This is a genomic window from Chryseobacterium sp. B21-037 (genome assembly GCF_028570785.1).
In the GTDB taxonomy this organism is placed as follows: domain Bacteria; phylum Bacteroidota; class Bacteroidia; order Flavobacteriales; family Weeksellaceae; genus Chryseobacterium; species Chryseobacterium proteolyticum.
The window spans coordinates 2134615-2153758 of the sequence record NZ_JALGCB010000001.1 but is presented as its reverse complement, the minus strand read 5'-3'; the positions used below and the strand labels follow the sequence as shown (position 1 = coordinate 2153758).

Annotated in this window: 22 protein-coding genes; 13 read left to right on the top strand and 9 right to left on the bottom strand. The window is 37.5% G+C overall.

Annotated elements, in window-relative coordinates; all coding sequences use genetic code 11:
* The first annotated feature begins 209 nt into the window (after nt 1-209).
* The 11 genes from MTQ00_RS09400 to MTQ00_RS09350 all read left to right on the top strand — a co-directional run bounded on the left by MTQ00_RS09400 (nt 210) and on the right by MTQ00_RS09350 (nt 9971).
* Complete coding sequence (locus tag MTQ00_RS09400; RefSeq protein ID WP_172279429.1) at nt 210-1040, top strand: helix-turn-helix domain-containing protein; 831 nt, start codon at nt 210-212, stop codon at nt 1038-1040.
* 79 nt (nt 1041-1119) lie between these two features.
* A complete protein-coding gene (locus MTQ00_RS09395; RefSeq protein WP_172279427.1) occupies nt 1120-1539 on the top strand; it encodes a hypothetical protein in 420 nt (139 codons plus the stop codon).
* Nucleotides 1540-1846: 307 nt separating this feature from the next.
* Complete coding sequence (locus tag MTQ00_RS09390) at nt 1847-2371, top strand: hypothetical protein (protein WP_172279425.1); 525 nt, start codon at nt 1847-1849, stop codon at nt 2369-2371.
* 77 nt (nt 2372-2448) lie between these two features.
* Nucleotides 2449-3255, top strand: a complete 807-nt coding sequence (locus MTQ00_RS09385) for a fimbrial biogenesis chaperone (protein WP_273648592.1) — start codon at nt 2449-2451, stop codon at nt 3253-3255.
* Nucleotides 3245-4273, top strand: a complete 1029-nt coding sequence (locus MTQ00_RS09380; protein ID WP_273648591.1) for a hypothetical protein — start codon at nt 3245-3247, stop codon at nt 4271-4273. The genes MTQ00_RS09385 and MTQ00_RS09380 overlap by 11 nt, the downstream gene beginning before the upstream one ends.
* Before the next feature lie 2 nt (nt 4274-4275).
* Entirely contained in the window at nt 4276-5388 is a 1113-nt protein-coding gene (locus tag MTQ00_RS09375) for a COG1470 family protein (RefSeq protein WP_273648590.1), read from the top strand.
* 170 nt (nt 5389-5558) lie between these two features.
* Complete coding sequence (locus MTQ00_RS09370) at nt 5559-5972, top strand: hypothetical protein (RefSeq protein WP_273648589.1); 414 nt, start codon at nt 5559-5561, stop codon at nt 5970-5972.
* Between the two features lie 119 nt (nt 5973-6091).
* Nucleotides 6092-7069 carry a hypothetical protein gene (locus tag MTQ00_RS09365; protein ID WP_273648588.1) on the top strand — a complete coding sequence of 326 codons (978 nt, stop codon included), beginning with the start codon at nt 6092-6094 and terminating at the stop codon, nt 7067-7069.
* Nucleotides 7070-7318: 249 nt separating this feature from the next.
* Nucleotides 7319-7864: a hypothetical protein gene (locus MTQ00_RS09360; RefSeq protein WP_273648587.1), complete on the top strand. Its 546-nt coding sequence runs from the start codon at nt 7319-7321 to the stop codon at nt 7862-7864.
* Between the two features lie 13 nt (nt 7865-7877).
* Complete coding sequence (glsA, locus tag MTQ00_RS09355; RefSeq protein ID WP_273648586.1) at nt 7878-8891, top strand: glutaminase A; 1014 nt, start codon at nt 7878-7880, stop codon at nt 8889-8891.
* 186 nt (nt 8892-9077) lie between these two features.
* Nucleotides 9078-9971: a CPBP family intramembrane glutamic endopeptidase gene (locus MTQ00_RS09350; protein ID WP_273648585.1), complete on the top strand. Its 894-nt coding sequence runs from the start codon at nt 9078-9080 to the stop codon at nt 9969-9971.
* 87 nt (nt 9972-10058) lie between these two features.
* Here MTQ00_RS09350 and MTQ00_RS09345 read toward each other — a convergent pair whose 3' ends face one another.
* From MTQ00_RS09345 to MTQ00_RS09305, 9 genes are all read right to left on the bottom strand, one after another.
* Complete coding sequence (locus MTQ00_RS09345; RefSeq protein WP_273648584.1) at nt 10059-11081, bottom strand: hypothetical protein; 1023 nt, start codon at nt 11079-11081, stop codon at nt 10059-10061.
* A 100-nt stretch (nt 11082-11181) separates the two neighbouring features.
* Complete coding sequence (locus tag MTQ00_RS09340) at nt 11182-12459, bottom strand: hypothetical protein (protein WP_273648583.1); 1278 nt, start codon at nt 12457-12459, stop codon at nt 11182-11184.
* A 487-nt stretch (nt 12460-12946) separates the two neighbouring features.
* Nucleotides 12947-13180, bottom strand: coding sequence for a hypothetical protein (locus tag MTQ00_RS09335; RefSeq protein ID WP_273648582.1), 234 nt, complete (start codon nt 13178-13180; stop codon nt 12947-12949).
* Nucleotides 13177-13815, bottom strand: a complete 639-nt coding sequence (locus tag MTQ00_RS09330; protein WP_273648581.1) for a hypothetical protein — start codon at nt 13813-13815, stop codon at nt 13177-13179. Before MTQ00_RS09330 ends, MTQ00_RS09335 begins: the two co-directional genes overlap by 4 nt.
* A gap of 326 nt (nt 13816-14141) precedes the next feature.
* The gene (locus tag MTQ00_RS09325) at nt 14142-14552 is read right to left on the bottom strand and encodes a hypothetical protein (RefSeq protein ID WP_273648580.1); all 411 of its coding nucleotides are present in this window, start codon (nt 14550-14552) and stop codon (nt 14142-14144) included.
* Between the two features lie 370 nt (nt 14553-14922).
* Complete coding sequence (locus MTQ00_RS09320; RefSeq protein WP_273648579.1) at nt 14923-15762, bottom strand: AraC family transcriptional regulator; 840 nt, start codon at nt 15760-15762, stop codon at nt 14923-14925.
* Nucleotides 15763-15825: 63 nt separating this feature from the next.
* Entirely contained in the window at nt 15826-16287 is a 462-nt protein-coding gene (locus tag MTQ00_RS09315) for a thioredoxin family protein (RefSeq protein ID WP_273648578.1), read from the bottom strand.
* 2 nt (nt 16288-16289) lie between these two features.
* Nucleotides 16290-16976, bottom strand: a complete 687-nt coding sequence (locus MTQ00_RS09310; protein ID WP_273648577.1) for a peroxiredoxin-like family protein — start codon at nt 16974-16976, stop codon at nt 16290-16292.
* Between the two features lie 85 nt (nt 16977-17061).
* Nucleotides 17062-18366, bottom strand: a complete 1305-nt coding sequence (locus MTQ00_RS09305; protein WP_273648576.1) for a spondin domain-containing protein — start codon at nt 18364-18366, stop codon at nt 17062-17064.
* Nucleotides 18367-18406: 40 nt separating this feature from the next.
* Here MTQ00_RS09305 and MTQ00_RS09300 point away from each other — a divergent pair, with 40 nt between their 5' ends.
* Nucleotides 18407-18580, top strand: a complete 174-nt coding sequence (locus tag MTQ00_RS09300) for a hypothetical protein (protein WP_273648575.1) — start codon at nt 18407-18409, stop codon at nt 18578-18580.
* A gap of 336 nt (nt 18581-18916) precedes the next feature.
* Nucleotides 18917-19132 carry a RebB family R body protein gene (locus tag MTQ00_RS09295; RefSeq protein ID WP_034684366.1) on the top strand — a complete coding sequence of 72 codons (216 nt, stop codon included), beginning with the start codon at nt 18917-18919 and terminating at the stop codon, nt 19130-19132.
* Nucleotides 19133-19144: the final 12 nt, after the last annotated feature.

Genomic DNA, 19144 nt, shown 5'->3' with positions numbered 1-19144 from the left:
TAAGCAATGAAAATATAATCGGTACAGATATTTTCGTGCTTCCCTTTTGATTTGCAGAAAGTTTTTAATGGATATTGTAATGATATACTAAATTATAATAAATTATTTTTAATAATTTTTCCTTTTATAAAGCCATTTTGGCAAAATTTTTATATCTATATATTCGTTTTATTTAAAAGGAATTTTTCGTTTACAGAATTGGGAGGAATATGTATATAATAACGGATCAGTTAAAAGATAATGGGTTTAGTATCAACCGGTTGGATTATATCATAAAAAGAAATAACAACAAAAGGGAGATGAACACGCTGGAATACTTTTGTATTTATATTGTTTTAGAAGATATTACATTAACGGTGGAAGATGTTGCGTACGGCATTAAAGCCGGTAATATTGCATTTGTAGGTCCCCAGAAGAAAATCGTTTTTGGCAAGACAAAAAGATCCGATGTCTTCGCGATCGTATTTTCTTCAACCTTTTATGAAAGATCGACAAAAGACAGCCTGTTTATCAACTCCCAGCTTTTCTTTAACTATAATTCAGATGTTTTTGTTGCTCCTTTTATCAATATAGAACAGATGAGGGTGGTATTCATGGAAAGAATGGAAAGCTTTCAGCGTAAAGATAAAAGCTTATATATTTCCGCCGCCCATAATGCCATTGAAAGGCTTATACTGGATGCCTTCTTGCATATTCCTACCGAAGAAATAAAAAATGATTTTAAATTCGATTATATGTATTATGTCAATCGGTTTAAAGTGATTTTGCAAAGGGATTATAAAACGGCAAAAAAGGTTTCTTACTATGCCAATGAACTCAGTATATCTTCAAGGAGATTGACGGAGATGACTGAATACATGCTGGGAAAAACTGCAAAACAGGTGATCATTGAAAAACTGGTGAACGAATGTATAAAAGCCCTGAAGTTTTCCAATTGTACGATTTCCGAAGTTTCTTATGAGCTGGGTTTCAGCGATGAAGGGAATTTCAGCAACTTTATCAAAAAACATACCGGTAAAAATCCCTCCGAAATGAAATAATTATCGAATTTATTGTAGGTGGGTATAGAATTTATTGTATATTTACCTATGTAACCGATTGGTGAAAAATCCAGGCAATATGCTTTTTAAATGGTTTTTATTAATTGTTTTATTTTTTGCTTGTGCAAAATCTTTTGCTCAGAACTCTGATGCTTTGAGATTAAATGTACGGTTGTATCCGGCACAGATATTTTCTATCAATAATGATGAAGAAGATTCCGGAGCAACAACGTCTCGATTACCGGAATTTAAATCCGTGACCGTATCGAGTCCCTCAGGTTTTGAAGTAAAAGTACATCATGAGACCTTTAATGAGGATAGTGCAAATCTTAAAAACAATGATAACTGTTACAAAGAACATAATCTGATTGATCGTCAAAAGGGAGTAATTCAGAAGGTATATAAAATACATGAGAAATTAGAAGCTGTACTAAAAAAATCAGGTTGTGACTCGGGTTTTAAAGCTGATCACGTCGTGCTTACGCTAATTTCTCAGTAAAATTTTAATAAGACTTGTGGAAATTACTACACAATACGTGGTATTTTTTTAAAATACCTTTTTTACCGATATGTATGTAAAAGTGAATTATTTGAGATTAAAATAATAGCGCTTTTACGGAATAACGGTTCTATCGTTTTATGATTCGACGCTTTTTATGATTTTTTCATAAAAGGCTATTTCTTTTTGTGAATAATTCACTACATAAAATTACAAGTTATAAGTGTTTTTTCACAAGAATGCAGGCTTTCTTTCTCTATACATTTGCAGCGAATTTTAAAAATTAATACAAACATCATTTTAAACTATGAAGAAATGTGTCTTAGCTTGTTTTGCTTTAGTAGGATTTGCAACATTGAAAGCTCAACAGAATGTAACCCTAAACGTAAGACTGAAGCCTATTCAGACCCTTGTTGTGAATAATGCACAGAAGGTTGTTAACCTAGACTATGTAACCAAAGACGATTACGTAAACGGAGTTTCTTCTGTGAATGCAGATCACTTGAGCATCTACAGCACCGGTGGATTTCAGGTAAAAGTAAAAAGTGCCAATGCTGCTTTACAGAATGCGGGTAAAAATATCCAGGCCAATACCATTCAGATCAAAGCAAGTGCTGGTTCTGAGGCAGTAAACGGAGCTCAATATGCACAAAACGTGCAGCTATCAGCGAATGAAACAACATTGGTAACATCTTCTAACGGAGGAGTGGATAAGAAAATCAATATTGAATACAAAGGAGCCGGAGCTAACGCATATCTTGATAATTATATCGCGGGTCAGGATCCTACAGTATACACTACAGAGCTAACGTATACTATTATTTCCCAATAAGATAATGTAAATACGATTACAGGATAAAGTGTTGCAGGTCTATTGCTGCACTTTATTCTTAATATGAAGTATCTGTAATGAAAAAATTTTCTTTCTTCTTTTGCTCCTTGTTCTGTGGCTTGTTTTCTACAATTTTTGCACAAACAGGAGTCTCTGTATCTCCACCACGGCTGTATTTCGAATCTGATCCGGGACATAGCAATACTCAAAAAGTAACTGTAACGAATGTAAGCGCAAAGAACTCTCTGGATCTGGCCATAAGCCTCGGTGATTGGGAGTATGATGAAAAAGGGGAAAATATGACCTATGGAGCCAATACAAGACCTGCATCCTGTGCAAGCTGGGTGTCTGTGAAAAAAGAAGAAAATTATTTTACGCTCGCTCCCGGCGAAAAAAAAGATATTGATGTTACCATTACTGCTCCCACCACCTTATCTGATAATTTAAAAGCTCATACTGCAGTGTTGTATGTCAGTCAAATGAATCCTGTGGATGATGTAGATAGTAAAGGGGCTCATATAAAGGTCAGCATACGATCCGGAATCAAGCTTTTTCATAAGCTGCTATTACCGGGGACTAAAAAAATTGAAATTCAGAATCTTGTCTACGGGAAATTGAGCAACAGGCTGGATCTGTTTTTTGAAAACCAGGGAGATGTGTGGATTGACGGAAAAGTATATACGGACCTTGTGAATGTGGAAAACGGTAAGAAAACGGCACTTGATCCTGTTATCTTTTATACAATGCCGGGAAATAAGAGGGAAATGAATATTTCTTTGCCTTCCACTCTTGAAAAAGGAAAATACACTGCTTCTGTAATGATCGATTATGGGGACAGTAACAATCTTGAACTGGGAGAGCTAAGCTTCACTTATGAAAAGTAAAAAGCTCGTCCTCTTCTTTGTGCTGATTTCTGTGGGTTGTTTTTCGCAAGTAACATATACTTCATGGATAAACAGCTATTTACAGATCAATTCTTATGGCGGTAATACCAATCCGGATGCCTATACTTTTACTTTGGCAGGGAATGGTAAATTCAATATTCCTCATTGGAGGGTATCCATGAGACTAAAGCAACCCATTACTTCCAATGACGGAAAATATGTAATGCCTGCCAATAAAATTTCTTTTCAGCCGGTATCTTCCTCAGGTCAGGCCTATCCCGGACCTGTTCCCACGATTCCCCAGATCGGAATGCCTTTACATGTTTTTCTTCAGGAAGGACAGGAGGTTTTTTTAATCCCCCAGTCCAATGCACCATTGAATAATCAGCCTGTACAGCCTAACGGATATTATAATCTTCAGGTGAAATACAGCCTGAATGTAGCGGGAGGATCTTACCTTGGAAATTACCCTTCATGGATCACTTTTACGGCACCTGTACAGTTCACGGCCTATGATCAATACAATAATATCATAGGAAAAACGGATCATAATTTCCAGTTTCAGAACGGTGTTCTTTCAGGAACCCCAACGGAAGTTCCGGAGCTTTCACTAAAATTTTCTGCGAATGCAACCAATGGATCGCTGGAGTTTAAAAGTATGGAAGATTACATAAAAGGCGTGAGTGTATTGTATACCAATGCTTTGATTGTAAGCAGTAATACGAATTATCAGATCAGGATGAAGTCTCTTCAGGGGCAGTTTAATTCTCCGACAGGGAATACGATTCCTCTGGGAACCGTTAAAATGGGTCTTACGCCTGTTGCAGATAATAAAGGAAATGTATATCCGGTTACTTTAAGTTCCACACCTCAACTGATCGCAACGGGAGGCTCTACAAAAGGCTCTAATGTTTATTACGATATCAGATATTCCACGAACGCTAATGATGAACGGTTGATTAATGCCAGATCGGAAGAATATACCACTACAATTCAATACGAGATAATTCCTCAATAACCATGCTATATAATCTTTTCAAAAGGACATTTTCTGTTTTTTTGATACTTATTGCTGTTTTGATTCCCGCACAGAATAATGCAGGGGTTATTTTGGAGATCCGTAATGAATCCAGGGCGGATAAAGGGAATATAATAGATCTTATCGTAGTGGTAAAAAATACCGGAAACGATCTATTCAGCGGGAAGGTTGAAATCACCACGCCTTCAGGGTTCAGGAACATCTCACCTGGCAAAACGGAAGTACATATGAAGCCGGGTGAAAATTTATATCTGCCGGTAAAGATCCTGGTAAATAACAATGTTGTTGCCGGAGAATCTCATATTGCATGTAAACTTATAGATGGACAAAATTTTGTGATCGCAAAGCAGGAGATACCCTACGTGGTATCCGAAAATAATATGATGCGGATCACTCCTGAAAACCCGGTCGTTTATATGAATAATGTAAATGATTCTGTAGAAGTGAAAGCAAGGGTTTCTAATCTTGGTAATAAAAGGCAAAACGTCACGCTGGTATTTAAAATTCCGGAAGTTTCCCAGGGAAGTATTTTTATCGAAAAAAGCGGTAACATTGAAGTACAGAAAGATTCAGTATTTGTGTTTCGTTTTTTTCCTTCTAAAGTGTTGATGCGGAGCCCACAATTTACAGTCCAGATTGCAGGCTTCAGAGAGCCGGATAAGGAAATATTCGGAAATACTTCTGTTTCGGTTCAGAATATATCTTCCACCCAACGTTATGAAGACAGGGAAACCGATATTTTCTCAAATTTCAGTAAGAACAGTATTACAGCCAGTTACAGGCGTGTGGGTGAAAACCTGGATATGTACCAGATGATCGGGTCGGGAGGCTTTAATCTTCCTTCGGGATATCTCTATATAAGAGGGAACATCTATGCAATGAACAATCATAGTGATCCCGTTGTGAATAACACTTATATATCGTACCATCGGGAAAATAATGAATTTACCCTGGGTAACATGAGCAAATTACTTGAACTCTCCCTCTTTGGAAGAGGAGCAGAGTATGCATTTACATCTTCTGATAAAGATAAGAAAATAGAGGTAGGTTTTGTAGATCAAAGCTTTAGTCTGATTGAAAGGAATTCATTTTAAAAAACGGCTATGGTTTTTATACCAGAGGAACCCTGGGAGCACAAAATGCATCTCGAAGCATATCGGGAACTTATATTTTCAGAAACGATCCTTATGACAAAGCAAGGCATCATCTTGCAGGTACAGATGTACAATATGCTTTCAATCAGGACTGGAAAATGAATGCTAAAATGTACACTGGACTTAGCTTTTATGAAGATATCAATACTACTAAGCCTTCTTTAGCACTGGAATCTCAGTATTCAGGAAGGATAAAGAAGGTGAACCTGAACGGAAATTATTTTTACAGTACCGATTATTATCCTGGAAACAGGAGGGGAATGCTACAGATTCAGCAGAATTTTTCCACCCATATTTTTACCGATCATTATGTGTATGCTAATGTAACGGTGTCTGATTTTTCTCCTAAATTTTATTTTTATAATACAGCCATGCAGTCTGATAATATAAGAGTGGATACCGGAATCAATTTTCCTAAAAAAGGTAATTTTGGGTTAGGGGTAGGATATCAGTATCAGGAAGAAAGGTCCAATTCCTATAATAACTTTTTAATGTTCCGGGTAACCAGGAGTCAAAACAGCTGAAAGCACAGAGGCTTACTGAATATATAACGTGGTTAAGTCCGGATAAAAAGCATTCTTCCATTATTGGGATTGAGACCGGACTTGTTAATTACCCTAATACAGATCATCCGGATTATCAGATGAAAATTAATGGGAACTACAATTATAAGTGGCTCAATGTAAATTGTACGTACCAATATGGAAGCTACTTTCTTTCAGAATATGCTTTTTCAAAAATGATGAATGTAAATACTCCCTATGAAAAGCTTTCTCTTTCTGCTTTTGTCAATAAAAATCTTTTCCGGGAAAAAGTAAATATAAGTTCAGGAGTATCTTATACCCATGATGTTTTATATGGAAGGTCGCCGTCCGGTTTTGTCAACCTGAAATATTCTAAGGAACGCTACGGGCTGTATCTCAACTCTTCATGGTTTAACTATTCTTCTAACCATTTTACCAATAACCTTTTAACGATCGAAGCAGGTGTTACCATAAATTTTCAGACCAGTACACTAAATCCCGGAAAAAAAGGAGAAATAAAAGCATTTGTCTATTATGACCGTAATAATAACAATGTATATGATGGGGAAGATCAGGAGGCAAAGGATTATTTAATTATGCTGAATAATATTTCATTCAAAACAGATCAAGAAGGGAATATCAGGTATCAATCAATTCCTTTTGGAAAGTATGCTTTAAAACAGATTATCCAGCAAGGCTGGTACTATGATGAGGCATCATTTGAAGTGGATAAACACCATTATTTCCTGGAAATTCCCCTTCTTCAGAATGGGACTTCGAAAGGAAAAGTTATCTATCAGTTTGATGCAAAAACAGCTTTAGAATTCAGTCCTAAAATCGGAGGGATTATTCTTAATATATTTCGTAATGATCAGTTCCTGCAAAGGGTAATAACTGATGATAACGGAGAATTTATTTCTTTTCTTGAATCAGGAAATTACAGGATCGAACTTAATGGGAATTCATTGCCCGCCAATACTTATTGTGAACGCATGACCGCTGATTTTACAGTGGAGGCAGGAAAGATCGTTAGTCTGGAACCGTTCATTATTAAGGTGAAAGAAAAAAACATCAGGGTTAAAAAGTTTGGTAATTAAATTTGTGATCAACTACCCATTGTAGGGTTTTCTTCTTTAATTTTAAGCTTACAAATAATGTCTGAGAAAGACAATACGAGACAATACGATAATTGATTTAAGTAAGTGTAAAGGGAATTTTTAAAAGATGTCAATAGTTCCTGAGAAGAATAGAAAATCATTAAATTTGATAGAACAACAATCCTGATAGTTTTTCCCGGAGGTCTTTTTTCTAAAAATACTATCTTTGTGAACAATAAAAATAGCATGATGAAAAAAGTAATATTTCTGGCTTTAGCGGTTCTTGTACTCAATTCTTGTGTCGTTTCTACTGCGGCAAAAGTGGTGAAGGGAGCTGTAAATGTAAGCTACAAAGCGGTAAAAGGAACAGTAAACGGAATCAGCTGGGCAGTGAGCAAAGCAAAAGGAAAGATTGATGAAGACCGTTTGGATGGTACCTGGAAAGTAGTAGGGGTTTACAAAGGTTCTTTTGAAGACTTTTCAAAAGATCAGAATCCTGAAAGCTCATTTACATCAGAATGTACAGATAGTTTTGATCAGATTATTTTCAAGGCTAAAAAATCTAAGTTTCAGCCGGTACACTGCAGCTCTGAGAAGGAAGACTGGGTGAAATATTCAATGGAATTCGGGAAAAATCCTGTAACCAAAGAAAAAGAAAATTATATAGAATATAATTCCAATAATTATATCTCAGTTATTGACGTGAATAATAAAACAATGGTTCTGGAAGGAAACCTGATGCCTAAACTGGCATTTACCGGAGCTAAACTATATCTTTTGGAAAAAGTAAAATAAGGTTTTTCAGGATATGAAAATAAATAGTTCTTTAATTCCCGGAAAGGGAATTTTTCTTGCCCTTTTCTTTTCTTTACACATCGGTGCAAATGCCCAGAAAACAGAAGATATTTCCACCATTTCAGAAAAAGATCTCACCCATATTTTAGAAAAGAACAGATCGTTTTATACACAGGGAAAAGTAGCAAACTACATTCCCGAATTGGGAAAAATGGATGCGCAGTCTATTGCTTTATCCATCGTCGGAAAAAACGGAAAAGTATTGAATGTGGGCGATGTAGGCAAGAAATTTACCATGCAGAGTATCTCTAAAATCATAGCATTAATGATTGCAGTTAGTGAAAAGGGAGAAGCTCATGTTTTTGATAAGATGGGATATTTCGGGACAAGTCAGCCCTTTAATTCTTTTTCCAATCTGGAAACATCCGGAAAACCTCTTAATCCTATGATGAATGCAGGAGCCATTCTTACGACTTCTTTAATTTCCGGGGATGGAGAGAAACCTTTTCTTAAGATTTTAGACATGGTTCGGTACATTACCAGAAATCAGACACTGGACTATAATAAATCCGTGTATGAATCGGAAAGATCTACCGGTCACCGTAACCGGGGAATGTTCTATCTGATGAAAAATAACGGGTTGATTTCAGGAAATGAAGATCAGCTTGATAATTACTTCAAACAATGCTCCATCGAACTCACAGCAGAAGATCTTGCCAAAATAGGATATTTCTTTGCGAACGGATGTGTTCGTTTTGATGGTGATTCTCAGTATAAAAATGCAGAAATAGCCCAGTTGATAGAATCCCAAATGCTTATTGCAGGGATGTATGAATTCAGTGGGGAATATGCAAGAACTGTAGGTTTGCCAAGTAAATCAGGAGTTGGGGGAGGTATCGCGATAAGCGTTCCCGGAAAAATGGGTATCGGGGTTTTCAGTCCTGCCTTGGATCAGCATGGTAACTCATTGGTGGGTTATCATATGATTTTGGATCTGGTGAAGCAATATCATCTCAGTATATTTTAAAAAAATATTTTATCATGTATTGGATGGCCTTTCATCAATACATTGATTTGTATTCAACTCTGATTGTATTTATATCAAAAAATATTCATTGGAATATAGAAAATAGGTGTAATTTTATCTAAGTGATTCATCATGAGTATGGTCTATGGTGTGGGAGTCATTTTTTAACCTATTCCCAATTTGTTTATGAAAAATACTTTCAACACCACGTCCTCCATCAGGAAAAACATCCTCACTTATCTTGGATTTACCCTTCTATTCTGTTTGCCGGTTTATTATATGTGCATCCGTACAGGTAAATTAGGCGGAGGAATCATATCTTATGCTACCATTGTTATGTGGTGTCCGGCTATCGCTGCCTTACTTACATGTCGTTTACGTGGTATTCCCATTTCATCACTGGGCTGGAAATGGGGGCTTACAAAATACCAGTTGCTGGCGTACGGAGTTCCGTTTTTATATTCGTTTGTGCCCTACCTGATCATCTGGATCAGCGGGGCAGGAGGTTTTTATAATCACCAGTTTATAGAGGAAACAGGAAAAGGGATGGGCTGGGACCTGCCCGATGGAGCGGTTCTCGTCTTGTATATCCTGTTGATGAGCAGTTTTGGGATGGTACGATCTGTCGGTTCTGCTTTAGGTGAAGAGATCGGATGGCGGGGATTTCTCACTCCTCAGCTGGCAAAAATCAATTCCTATACCGCTACTTCACTCTGGATGGGACTGATCTGGTCATTGTATCATTATCCATTGTTGCTCTTTTCAAACTACAATACAGGAGGACCTAAATGGTTGGCACTTGTCTGTTTTACCGTTATGATATTTGCGAGCTGCTTTATTTTTACATGGATCCGTTTGAAGTCGGGAAGCCTTTGGACGGCAGCCATTATGCATGCCAGCCATAATCTTTTTATACAATCGATTTTCACACCTCTTACAGTGGATAACGGGAACACCAATTACTATATCGATGAATTTGGTATTGCGATACCGATTGCAACAGTGGTGGTGGCTTATTTCTTCTGGAGGAAGCGGAACGAGCTGCCGAATCAGGGAAAGGAGGAAATCATTTCATCTTAGATTTCCTGATCATTCCGGGTGAAATTATCAATAGAATAAACAATGCCCTGAAAATAATCAGGGCATTGTTATTTTTTAATTTTTTTGTTAAAAGCTTAAGTCCTGCCATTTACTTAGAATAGCATCTGCTGCAGATGCATAAGTTGGGCTGCCGCTGAGAGTTGCTCCTCCCAGTATGCCAACCAGTTGAGGACTATCTCCTGTAGTAAAAATAGCAGATCCTGAATCTCCCGGTCTTGAAAAGAGTCCTGAATTTCCCTGAATCATCACCAGGTTATTGGCAATTACCTGATCTCCGTTAAAGTCTGTTAGTCTAAGGGAGGTTGTAATACTCGTGACGTTTCCGGTGGTGATATCACTGGTGATCCCACTTTTACGAACTTCCGCTCCTATAAGAAATGCGTCAATCTGTGCAAATCCACTAATGATTTCCTCTGCTCCAAATACTTTTCCTATCGTGGCATTTCTGTCTTTTCCTTTTCTGGCAATGGCACCGTCTAACCAAACATTGATCGTTTTGAAGTCTCCGCGTGGTACCAGAACATTTTCATAATAATAATCCTTGAGGGTTGCACAGTTGTGGCAGTAATTTAAAGCGGTTCTCCATTTAGACTGTTGGCAAACATCAGAATCCAATTCGGTACCGACACCCGCAAGAACATGGGCGCATGTCAGCATATATGGATGTTCGTCGGGTCCCTTTTTTACCATTACCCCCAAAGTACCACTGCCTGCCATTTTTTTACCATTTTGTCTGAGTGTCCCATTGGCTGAGATACTGATTCCACCGATCAGGGGATCGGTTTTTTCATTGCGGGTGGTTACTTCGGTTACTTCATAAGATAAAGGTTCAGGATCTACTTCCAGTTCAATAACATCTGTAGGGCACCCAAAGATGGTCAGGGGAATAGCCTGTGAAACCTCAGATAAAGGGAGTTTATTTTTCACTCCAAAGGTATAGCTCAGTGTTTTGGTAAGGCTGTCGTTAACGGTTTTCAGAGAAACCCCAACCGAGGTTATTTCAGGTCTCTGGAAATATTCTTCAATAAGTTCGGGTAATTTTTCGGCCATTTTATCGTGTAAGGCCACTTCTTCGTTGCTTAATTTCATGATATAGTTATTTAGGTTGTTGTATAAATGCTGAAGTAAGGTCACCAGGAGCAATACGCATGTGTAATTAATAAATTTACAATCTGGCTTATCTCATTTTCTAGAGTCTTGCGTAGCCATGGCTGCTTGATTTTTGAAGATAATCCTTCAGATCCTCATAGGAAAATGGCTGACTATATATTCCCGGTGCGTAATCTTCTGCAGGATCCATGACTTCATGATAGGTATGAATCGGGGTAAGACTTTTAGGATAACCGCCATATTCGTTTGGTGCGTTCCAATAAGCGAATATTCCATAGGCTATTGCCTGTATTCTCCTTTTGAAAAGTTTATGTTCTTCTATTGAAGCGTTTGACCCGGGTTTTAAAAGAGAAACCATTTCAAAGAGTCTTGCAGCCGTATGGGAACGGCCTGTTTCAATAGGCATTCTTGCTCTTCTTGCCATTATGGTGTCCGGTGAAGCTTCGTTCCTTGTTCCTGCTCCTAATCTTCCCTGATCCCATTTGATTTCTCCCTTGTGTTTTTTAGGGTCTTTTGAAAAAGGAGTAAGATTCTTTTGGAGTACTGCTACGCGTTCGTAATCAAAATCCTCATTTAATTCCCATCTCATGGGTCTGGGCGGGCTGTTTTTACCCTGGTAAGGATGTGGGATTAAGACAGGATGTGCCGTAGGTAGCGCTCTGCTGTTTCCCCGGGGGCTAAACAGTTCTTTAATATCATGAAGGATAGCAATATTTTCACTCACGGTAAAATCCTTTTCTGAAAAAGCCAGACTGATCCTGTCTGTTTTTATGAACATCATTTCTAATAGTGGTTGTATGCTTCCAATATTATCTATGGTAGGTTCGGTCCGTAATCTTGGATAGGAATTGGCAAGGTTGTAGCTGCCGCCCATATTCGGGAGCAGGTTGGCAATAGGGTTTGTGGTCAGGTAATAACTTAGCTTTCCACTAATACTTTCTTTTTTCCATAATTCAGCTGCTATGGCCCTTCGTAATTCATTGAGAACGGCAGCAATTCTCTCATTACTTAAAATTTTTATGGCGAGCTCTGTTTCCTTTTGCTTATTTTTCCGCAAAGAAGGATGTGAATCGTAAATGAGCTGCCTGTAAAAAGATGGCTTATCCGGAAATGATTTCCAGTAAGCTTTTGGCTGGTCGTCGTCTAATCCGATCGAGGGTTTTACGGAGCCAAGCATGATTCCTGAAGGCAGTTGCCATGGCTCAGACCGTATCCATTCATTAAACGTTTCCTGAAGATAGGTTATATTTAAATCTCTGGGTAGAAGATGCATTACTTTTATCCCATACTCATAAGCCTTTAAAGGTAATATCTCTTTTTTCTCGCCCGGTTCTAATAGTTTCTGGTAATTTAACATTTTGTATAATTTGGTGATGATCAATGATCTTATTTACATCACAAAGTTCGAAGGAATAGTGAGCCTGTAAAAGAGAGTAAATACCCATTTTTAGAAATTGGGGGTATACCCTGATTGATTAATCGGGCGCATATAATAATGTGTTAAAACAAAAAAGATGAGCTGTGAAGCTCACCTTACGGGTATAAATGATATGATTGAAAAGGGTATTAATGGAAGAGCATACGTGCATGAGAGGAGCATGTATGGATTCTTACCATTTTTGTCTTATTCCGGATGAACAGCTCAAAGTAACAAACAAAAAGAGATGAATTTTAGAGTAGAAATAACCAAATATAACTTTCCGTACAAATACTTACCCCATACTTTGCATGCGATTTACAGAATAGGTAATCTTACTCAATCTACTTGTTATAATAACACATAAAAAAAGCAGGCTTTTTAAAACCTGCTTTTATGTTTGTTAGCTTATTAATGGGATGTTATACTAAGTATATAATTGCTTGAAATATTTCACGTGTAAATAAAACGGAATCAGTGATTTGATGGACGCTACATGAATGTTTTTTTCTTTCAAACGTGCAATATCAACGACAGGTCTGTAAATGATGACATAAACGAAGAGGTAAATCACAAAATAGACAGAATTTAAGCTGCTGATAAAAAGAAGTCCTAACAGAGGCATCAATATAACAATATAATAAACTAATGCATTTTTCATAGTGAACAATTTTTGATGGCGCAAGCCGCCGTAACTGCAATAGAAGTCTGCGGAATAAAGGCTGTTTCAACCCACAGTGTTACACTCATCCAGCCGTGGTTCACATAAGTCCCCGCAATGCAATTAGCTACTGCCTGCCCACATCCTCTGCTTGTTGTGCCGGATGTGCTCAGATCCTGAATATTTCTGAAGTAGATGCGTCCTTCCTGTTTATTTAAAACATAATCTACAGAATTGATTAATTCCTCACCATCATAATACTTAACAGTAAAGTTTTCATCATCTACCTTACTCATTCCTGTTTCTAAAATTCCTCCGAAATTTCCCTGATCATCAGGAACTGCAAATATGGCCATTTGCTCTTCTTTGGAATCAAAATTGAAATCCCTCTGCAGAAAATAATAAGCATCTACTTCCTTGTTATAATACACATTATCCGTATCATAAATAGTAGAGTCTATAACTCTAGATGTTTTTTTATCTCCTATTTTAGATTGAATGTAAGCCTTAAATTTGGCACTAAGATCATTCTTTACGACCTTGTTTTCTTTTTGTTGTACATTTTCTTCATCCTGTCCACATGATGTTAACCCCAGAGTTGCCAGCGCAAATACAAATAGAAATGCTTTTCTCATAATTTTGAATTTAATAGTTTTAATTTTTTTGACACCGCAAATCTAATTGTTCAGCACAAAATGAATAGAATGAAAAAATTAAAAAAAAATTAAAATTTATATTTGTTTAACTGTTGTCTATTTATTAATGAATATTTACATGCATTGTTTAGTTTTTATTGAGGATTAAGATGGTGTATTGTAATATTAATGATTTTTCTGAATTACAGTAAGGGAATTAAAAGTGTAGTTTTATGCCATATATTGTAGGGTTAAATGCGTTAAAAGATGTATTTGCTACGTTTTTCACATCTCTATTTGTGCAAATTGATAGTCGTTTGGGATATTTATGCAAATGATTTGATCATACGGTGATAATCCTTGTCGCTGATATTGGATGCCTTCACTTTAATGCGAACCGGAGATTCTTTCTGCTGGCTGTTGACTTCGATTACAATCTTTTTTGCCATTAAGGATTCTTCAATTTTAAATGCACGAAGACGGTTGACCGGATAATCAACACTAGGGAATATGACTCCTTTTTTCAGCGGATGATAGTATTTAATTGAGAAGACAGCTCCGGTGTTTTCAAAATGAAAAACTCTTAACCTGATGATACTGGTTAAAGTCAGCACGAATACAACAAGAGAAGCAGACAGTATTGTCCATAAAATACTTTCTTCCATAAATGATTTTAGGATGTAGCCGGCAATGGCTAAGAATACATCAATTATCAATAAAGCCATCAGAATTCTCATCTTGAAAATGACTTTTTTTCGATTAGTTACGACCATGTTTGTTTTTATTAATTAATCTTAAAAATTTGTTTATTTTGTAAAAATAATAAGATTATTTTATTTACAATATGTTAAATTGTAAAACTTTAATGGAAAATATTTTTTATATGGCGGGCGGTTCGTAACTCTATGTTTTTCAGGTTAAAATAGGCATTATTTTATTTTTAATTCTCTACTTTGTGATATTTTAAAATGAGGATTTTTCCAGTGGAAAAATGGTATTCATCCAAAGCATAAAAGTACCGACAAAACTGAATGGCTAGAGATATAAATGATGATTGCCCTGATAGAAGGCATTTCGGGAGATTTGAGAAGAAGAAAAGAATATTTCTTAAGAATTTCTGAACTCGGAAGCATTTTTTCCCGAGTACATTTTAAAAAACCGGCTGAAATGAGCTGAACTTTCAAATCCGAGTTCGTAAGCTATTTCTTTTACGGATTTATCTGAATAATGAAGATAACGTTTAGCTTCCAGGATAATTCTGCTCTGTATAATCTTTGATGGTGCGGGTTGTTTCAGGATAGCAAAGATGTTGCTTAGTGTTTTGGGAGATTTGTGAAGGGCTGCTGCATAAAAATTGACACCGTGTTCCTGCTTGAAGTGCGCTTCAAGAACCAGCATGAATTTCCTTACCAAATCCATTTTTTCATCGGGAAACAACTGATAACTTTCAGATTGCTGTTTTGCAATCCGGGTTGTTTTAATAATTAGCTGTTTGAGGAGTGTTCGCAACATTTCCCCCTGGAAGTTATCTGTAGATTCCCATTCTTCCTGAAATAGTTTTTCGAGCTGAAGCATCGCTCTTTTTTCGGAAGGGTTCAGCCGGATAAACATCGGATGTTGTATTCCATAAAAAAGAAACCCTACGCAGCCCACCTCAGCATCGTGATCTACAATGCAGTAAAATTCACGGTTGAACTGCCAGGCAACGAGCTGATCCGGACGTTCGAAAACAAAATGTAAACTGGCAACCAATGGTAAAATACAACCTTCCGGCAGCGTATATTCTATTTCATCTATGGTCACAGTTTGTGCCTCGCCTTTGTTGTAAACAAATGTGTTGATAGGAACTGGTGAGCCATTTCGCAATCCGATCCCTTTTAATTCCTCGTTATTGATATGCATAATAAAACGGGCGAGGGTAGATTTGTCTTCGTATTTCCGGATCATTTTATCTTTACATTATGATGTCAGTACTCTGTTTATATAGGTAATCCTGGTTACTAAAATTAATTATTTTTTTTCTAATGCTTCCTTTCCTAATTCTATAAGGCCTTTACCGTCTACATATCCTATTTGCCTCAGCACAAGCTTGCCATTAGGATCAAAAAACAGTAATGAAGGATAAGAGTTTACTTTCCAGTCCTTTGCCAGTTCAATACCTTCTCCTTTTTCCATATCAATTGTATAATTGATGAAATTTCTGTTAAAATAGCCGGCTGCCATCTTATCTTTGAAAGTCTTTGATTTTAATAGCTTACAGGGACCACACCAGCTTGTGTAAGCATCTACAAAAATGGTTTTACCACTTTTCTTTGCTTCGGCACTGACTTCTTTCCAGCTGATGTTTCTGAAATTGATTTCTTCCGGAGAAATGTTGGCTTTGGCTGTTTTTTGTTGAGCCGTACAAAAGTTTACCGTGAATAAGAAGGCCAGAAGGCTGTAGAGTAATTGATATTTTTTATGGGTAATCATGTCTATAAATCGTTTATAAGGTGATGAGCTGCTGATCTTAATAGTTCGGGATTAAGCCGCTGTTTAAAGTCGGGATTTATATATTCAAAATGAATAGTTCCTTTTCTGTCTAAAATAAACACGGATGGCACGGGAAGTAGCAGATCGGTATTCTTTCCACCTGTCGTTTTCGGAAGCATTTCCCAATATCCTTTCGGTGCCTTAAAAGCAATCCCGAACTGTTTGGAAAGCTTCAGGTCTGCATCTGATAATAGGGTATAGCTTAATTTTTCCTTAGTGGCAGACTGCATAAGTCCTTCAGGCTGATCCGTACTGATCGCGATGATCTGGTATCCGGTTTTTTCAAGATCGGGTGCAATTTCCTGTAATCCTGAAAGCTGCTTGGAGCAATAAGGGCACCAGCCTCCTCTGTAAAATATCAGGACAGTCGGTTTTTGGGATACTGCAGCATTGAGATCGAAACGCTTTCCGTTTGCGTCCGGTAAAGTGGCCACAGGAATTTTTTCTCCATTAAGTAGGGGACTGATATCTTCAGGTTTTTGAGGAATGGTGTAAGAGGATGATTGCATTTCACTTTCCGTCATTTCCATGTGATTCTGTTGTTTCTGTGCATGGAATGATGAAGGGATAAGAAGGAACAATGAGCCTAATGTTCCTGATATGATCGTGCGCTGTATTAAATTTTTCACGTTGGATTATTTTTTTTAATTGGGAAAATTGGACACCTTTAAGTGTCCAATTTTTATTGATTTTTATTTCTTCTAAGAGCTCAATCTATTGCAGGGTTACCTTAATGATATTGGAAATCGATGGTAAGGTTGTAAATGCATTCGGATTAGGTACTTCCTGTATTGGTTTACTTTCCGTAAGTGGAGTACCTGCCAGGTTGAATTGCGTTATACCTGCACCCGGAAACTGATTGAGGGCTGTCCCATTATCATACAGAGCTATTGAAGATGAAATATCACCTTTTTGCGTAGCATCCACACCACTTCCTTTGGTTGCAAAGAACCAGTCATTAGAGAAGCCGTACATGGTAGCGACAGCAATTTTATCGCCTGGTGATACATTCAACTGCTGGGAAACTTTCCCGCCTGCTTGTCCACCTATTTTAGGCAATAATACGGTTGAACCGGCTGCTGCTAAAACATAGACTTGTTTAACGCCGGGCACGTTTTTCAGATATCCTGCCAAAATACTTGCATCTCCTTTTTGTGCCAGTTCTTTTAATCCCTGTCCTCTGTCATTTTCTCCGTTTTTGTAGATCGGATTGTCTATACCATTGTAAACGACTACAAGAATAGGGGAAAGAGGAGTGAAAATTCCGGTTTGCCCCTTGATGTAATTTCCGAGATCAGTAGGATCGCCGGCTTCTGCGATTTTGGTTAGCCCGTTAACGGATGGCATTCCTTTTTTATAAAGGGGTTCCGGATTCAGAAGATTCCCCCCTGCAATGTAAGAGATGGCCCAAACGCCGGGACTGAAAGGAGTAGGATTGGTGGTATTTCCGGATGTATTGGCAATTGTTACCGTGAACGTTGAGTTTCCATCGTAATGTAAAGATACTTTCATTAAAGAAGAAGCCGGTGCATAGGTGTGTCCCTGGGCATCTGTTCCTGCTACTTCCGTGATATTTTTGGCGGTCGTCTCTGCCGTTCCCGGATGCATTAGGGTTGCTCCCGGTGTCTGGTTGATTCTTGTTCCGTTATCCCATAATTTGATCTGGGCCGAAACATCCCCTTCTATAGGAGTGCCGTTATCCTGATATAATTTGATTCCTGGATTTTCCGGTGCGAAAAAAAGGTCGTTGGACCAGCCGTACATCGTAGCAAAGCTTAAAGCTTGTCCTTTAGCAGCAGAAAACTGGAAAGAGATAGATTCTCCGGGCATAATAACCGGTGAGGCTCCATTGTTTTTAAACGTTCCGGATTCCACCAAGGGTCTTGAGTCCAGAACATTTTCAACTGTGATCGTTGATGGCATTCCATTTTCCATAGGGCTGTCATCATTGTCATTGCACGAAAGCAGGACCAAAGGTATTGCAGCTAATGTCAGCCAACTGGATTTTAATTTATTCATTTTCATTTGCTTAAGTATTTTAAATTACAAAGCAAAGATATTGGGACATCCGTTCAGAAGTGGTACCTGCATTTCCCGCGGTGTTGACGATATTTCCCGAAGTGTATCTGGTGTCGGTTATTATACATGGAGAACAGGAGGTAAAAAATACAGATGCGTAATTAAGAATCTTCATCCTGAATACCGGTTACTAAATCCTGAAGAAAGAAATTAAATGGATTTTACTATTAAAATTGAAATTTTTTTAATGTTTCCAAAGAACTTTATAATTCTAAAACAGTATCAAAAGGCTTATAGGAAGGGCTTTTTATGCAATGTAATCTGCTTTTCATTTCACCTTTAGGAGAATACCCTCATTTTTAAAAATCAGTTTTTTCCCTGAACGATGACTTCTTTTAGTTTATGAAATTTGTATCAGACAAAAGAGAGAAAGTAACGAAGTACTTACCATTTCAATCGCAATATAAAACAAAAGACTGAATGGAGATGAGAGAAATCTTATAGAATGTCAAAAAAAACTAAAACTAAAATAACCATTTAAACGAAAAATATGGCAGATACAGTAAACAACCAGACTACAGATGCAGTTACGCAGACGAATGTTACCGTGCTTGGTGAGTCTCCGGCACAGGCCATGAGTATGCTTTATCAGATGGCCACACACGCCAGCGGGATTTCTATCCAGAACTCGGTATCCAATCAGCAGAACCTGAATCAATTAAACCCTGCGATTGTTGCGGATGCCATAAAGATTTTAAAAGGATAACCTAAAACCTTA

Excerpts from the sequence above, each read along its gene's own strand:
- MTQ00_RS09400 (WP_172279429.1), top strand. The coding sequence starts at position 210 with ATGTATATAATAACGGATCAGTTAAAAGATAATGGGTTTAGTATCAAC.
- MTQ00_RS09395 (WP_172279427.1), top strand. The coding sequence starts at position 1,120 with ATGCTTTTTAAATGGTTTTTATTAATTGTTTTATTTTTTGCTTGTGCA.
- MTQ00_RS09390 (WP_172279425.1), top strand. The coding sequence starts at position 1,847 with ATGAAGAAATGTGTCTTAGCTTGTTTTGCTTTAGTAGGATTTGCAACA.
- MTQ00_RS09385 (WP_273648592.1), top strand. The coding sequence starts at position 2,449 with ATGAAAAAATTTTCTTTCTTCTTTTGCTCCTTGTTCTGTGGCTTGTTT.
- MTQ00_RS09380 (WP_273648591.1), top strand. The coding sequence starts at position 3,245 with ATGAAAAGTAAAAAGCTCGTCCTCTTCTTTGTGCTGATTTCTGTGGGT.
- MTQ00_RS09375 (WP_273648590.1), top strand. The coding sequence starts at position 4,276 with ATGCTATATAATCTTTTCAAAAGGACATTTTCTGTTTTTTTGATACTT.
- MTQ00_RS09370 (WP_273648589.1), top strand. The coding sequence starts at position 5,559 with ATGTACACTGGACTTAGCTTTTATGAAGATATCAATACTACTAAGCCT.
- MTQ00_RS09365 (WP_273648588.1), top strand. The coding sequence starts at position 6,092 with ATGAAAATTAATGGGAACTACAATTATAAGTGGCTCAATGTAAATTGT.
- MTQ00_RS09360 (WP_273648587.1), top strand. The coding sequence starts at position 7,319 with ATGAAAAAAGTAATATTTCTGGCTTTAGCGGTTCTTGTACTCAATTCT.
- glsA (WP_273648586.1), top strand. The coding sequence starts at position 7,878 with ATGAAAATAAATAGTTCTTTAATTCCCGGAAAGGGAATTTTTCTTGCC.
- MTQ00_RS09350 (WP_273648585.1), top strand. The coding sequence starts at position 9,078 with ATGAAAAATACTTTCAACACCACGTCCTCCATCAGGAAAAACATCCTC.
- MTQ00_RS09345 (WP_273648584.1), bottom strand. The coding sequence starts at position 11,081 with ATGAAATTAAGCAACGAAGAAGTGGCCTTACACGATAAAATGGCCGAA.
- MTQ00_RS09340 (WP_273648583.1), bottom strand. The coding sequence starts at position 12,459 with ATGTTAAATTACCAGAAACTATTAGAACCGGGCGAGAAAAAAGAGATA.
- MTQ00_RS09335 (WP_273648582.1), bottom strand. The coding sequence starts at position 13,180 with ATGAAAAATGCATTAGTTTATTATATTGTTATATTGATGCCTCTGTTA.
- MTQ00_RS09330 (WP_273648581.1), bottom strand. The coding sequence starts at position 13,815 with ATGAGAAAAGCATTTCTATTTGTATTTGCGCTGGCAACTCTGGGGTTA.
- MTQ00_RS09325 (WP_273648580.1), bottom strand. The coding sequence starts at position 14,552 with ATGAGAATTCTGATGGCTTTATTGATAATTGATGTATTCTTAGCCATT.
- MTQ00_RS09320 (WP_273648579.1), bottom strand. The coding sequence starts at position 15,762 with ATGATCCGGAAATACGAAGACAAATCTACCCTCGCCCGTTTTATTATG.
- MTQ00_RS09315 (WP_273648578.1), bottom strand. The coding sequence starts at position 16,287 with ATGATTACCCATAAAAAATATCAATTACTCTACAGCCTTCTGGCCTTC.
- MTQ00_RS09305 (WP_273648576.1), bottom strand. The coding sequence starts at position 18,366 with ATGAATAAATTAAAATCCAGTTGGCTGACATTAGCTGCAATACCTTTG.
- MTQ00_RS09295 (WP_034684366.1), top strand. The coding sequence starts at position 18,917 with ATGGCAGATACAGTAAACAACCAGACTACAGATGCAGTTACGCAGACG.